Source organism: Hyphomonas sp. (assembly GCF_013823385.1).
GTDB lineage: Bacteria > Pseudomonadota > Alphaproteobacteria > Caulobacterales > Hyphomonadaceae > Hyphomonas.
In genome coordinates, this window is the sequence record NZ_PNMA01000103.1 from 1 (window position 1) to 2,325 (window position 2,325).

Genomic DNA, 2,325 nt, shown 5'->3' on the forward strand with positions numbered 1-2,325 from the left:
GCCCTTCCTCGCCGGGGAATGGTCGGAGGTCGTCGACGCCTGGCAGATCGAGAACTGGGAGGGGTACCGGGACGTCTCGCGCCTTGGCCGCAAGACACGGATCGGCGGCAAGCAGCGGGAATCCCTCTGGTCGATCTTCGAGCAGTTGCGCGCCGGTCTCGCCGAGCGCAAGGCGGTGACATGGTCCGGCGTGTTCGGCCGCCTCGCGGCGCATTATGGCGCGACGGAGAAGCGGCCATTCGATTTCGCGGTCGTCGACGAGGCGCAGGATATCAGCGTGGCCGAGGCCCGCTTCCTGGCCGCACTGGTTTCGCACAGGCCGGACGGGCTCTTCTTCGCCGGCGATCTCGGGCAGCGCATCTTCCAGCAGCCCTTCTCGTGGAAATCGCTCGGCATCGACGTGCGCGGACGCTCCCACACATTGCGGATCAACTATCGCACCTCCCACCAGATCCGCGCCCAGGCGGATCGGCTGCTGCCGCCGAACATCTCCGACGTCGACGGCAATGCCGAGAGCCGCCGTGGCACCATCTCCGTGTTCAACGGGCCGGCGCCCGAAATCTGCACGTTCGATACGGCCACGGAAGAGAGCGAAGCCGTCGGGCACTGGCTCGCCGATCGCCTGAAAGAGGGTTGCCAGCCGCATGAGGTCGGCCTGTTCGTTCGAACCGGCGAGCAACTGAAACGCGCGCGGGCCGCGATCAAGATCGCTGGCGCGTCGGGTGTCGAGCTGAGCGACAAGGTAGAGGCGGAAGCAGGCAAGGTCGCGATCAGCACCATGCACCTCGCCAAGGGCCTCGAATTCCGCGCCGTCGCCGTGATGGCGTGCGACGACGAGGTGCTGCCGTTGCAGGAGCGGATCGAGACCGTCGCCGATGAGTCCGATCTGGAGGAGGTCTACAACACCGAACGCCACCTGCTTTATGTCGCCTGCACCCGCGCCCGCGACCGGCTCCTGATCACCGGCGTCGATCCGGCCTCCGAGTTCCTCGACGATCTGGCGCGATAGGCGAGAGGGCGCGGGAGGCAAGCGTATGGCATTCCGTTTTTGGCGCCGCATCCGACTTGCGCCCGGGGTCACGCTGAACCTCTCGAAATCGGCGGCTTCGCTATCCTTCGGGCCGCGCGGGGCCAAGTACACGATAAGCCCCCGCGGAAACCGCGCGACGGCAGGCATTCCTGGCACCGGCCTCTTCTACACGATGCGCGATCCAGGGGCCGGACGCGGGCAAGAGCGCGGTGCATCCGCACCAATGGTGCGCGCGAGAGATCGTCTGACGCTCGGATTTTTCCAGCGCCTGATCACACCTACGGCGGAGCGGGCCTTCGTCGATGGGCTAAAGGCGCTGAATGAGGGCGATGACAGCGAGGCGCTTGTCCTGCTCGACCGTTCGGCTTCTCTGGCCGACGCCGCATGGCTTGCCGGGATGCTTCACCTGAAGAGTGAGAACTTCGAACAGGCGGAGCGTTGCCTGCTCGATGCCTTGGAACGGAGACACGAACTCAATTCGCTGTTCAGCAAGTACGGAGTCAACGCGACCATCAGCCTGCCGATCACTCCCGAAATATCGGCGCATGTGCGGCCTCGCGAACGGGGGACACTTCTGGCCCTGGTCGAGGTCTACCAGTTGCAGGGACGTTCGGGCGACGCATTGATCCGTCTAGATCAGCTGCTCGATCTGGACAAGTCGGATCCCGTCGTCCTGCTCTCCTTCGCTGAACTTGCGCTCGATCATCCGAACCCCGAGCACTTGCGACGCATCGCAGAGCTGAGCGCGTCTGTCGAAAACGAGACTCCGGTCCATACGGCGTTGCTGCTCTATCGGGCCCGCGCGCTGGTCAGCTTGGGCTTGCCCGATGCGGCGATCGACGTTCTCACGTTGGCGCTCCGGCGGCGCAAGGACCGCCCGGACGAGCTGCTGCGGCAGGTCCGATATGAGCGTGCGTTGCTCTACGATGGCCAGCGCCGCCAAGCACAGGCCCGACGCGAGTTCGAGCGCATTTATGCCGAGGATCCGGGGTTTGAGGATGTCGCCGAACGGCTCGGGCTTTGATGTCCGATTTCGGCGCCGATCGCTTGCCGACGAGGATATCAATCGCCGCGACGGGACGTAGGCATTTTCACGTTTTATTTCAATGACATAGAATTCCGTACTGGCGTCGGTTCAGTCCAGAGGTCGAGAGAAAAAGGGCGGAGAGAGAACGCTCGGAGCCGAGTGTGCCGACGTCGCAGTCCAGAGGTTCGCGCCCGAACCGCGCGGTTCCTTGGCATTTCAGCCGCGCGTCCGCACGCGGAGAACGTTCGAATGGCTAGAAATGGCGGAG

At 64.5% G+C, this 2,325-nt stretch carries 2 protein-coding genes; both read left to right on the forward strand.

Going from position 1 to position 2,325, the window contains the following annotated elements; genetic code table 11:
- On the forward strand, window positions 1–1,009 hold a 1,009-nt coding region (locus C0456_RS20050), incomplete at its 5' end, for a 3'-5' exonuclease (protein ID WP_291056318.1).
- Between the two features lie 25 nt (window positions 1,010–1,034).
- Window positions 1,035–2,054: a DUF4236 domain-containing protein gene (locus C0456_RS20055; protein WP_291056321.1), complete on the forward strand. Its 1,020-nt coding sequence runs from the start codon at window positions 1,035–1,037 to the stop codon at window positions 2,052–2,054.
- The last annotated feature ends 271 nt before the right edge of the window (window positions 2,055–2,325 follow it).

What these genes read in the sequence shown, in the direction of transcription:
- C0456_RS20055 (WP_291056321.1), top strand. Translation starts at nt 1,035, where the DNA reads ATGGCATTCCGTTTTTGGCGCCGCATCCGACTTGCGCCCGGGGTCACG.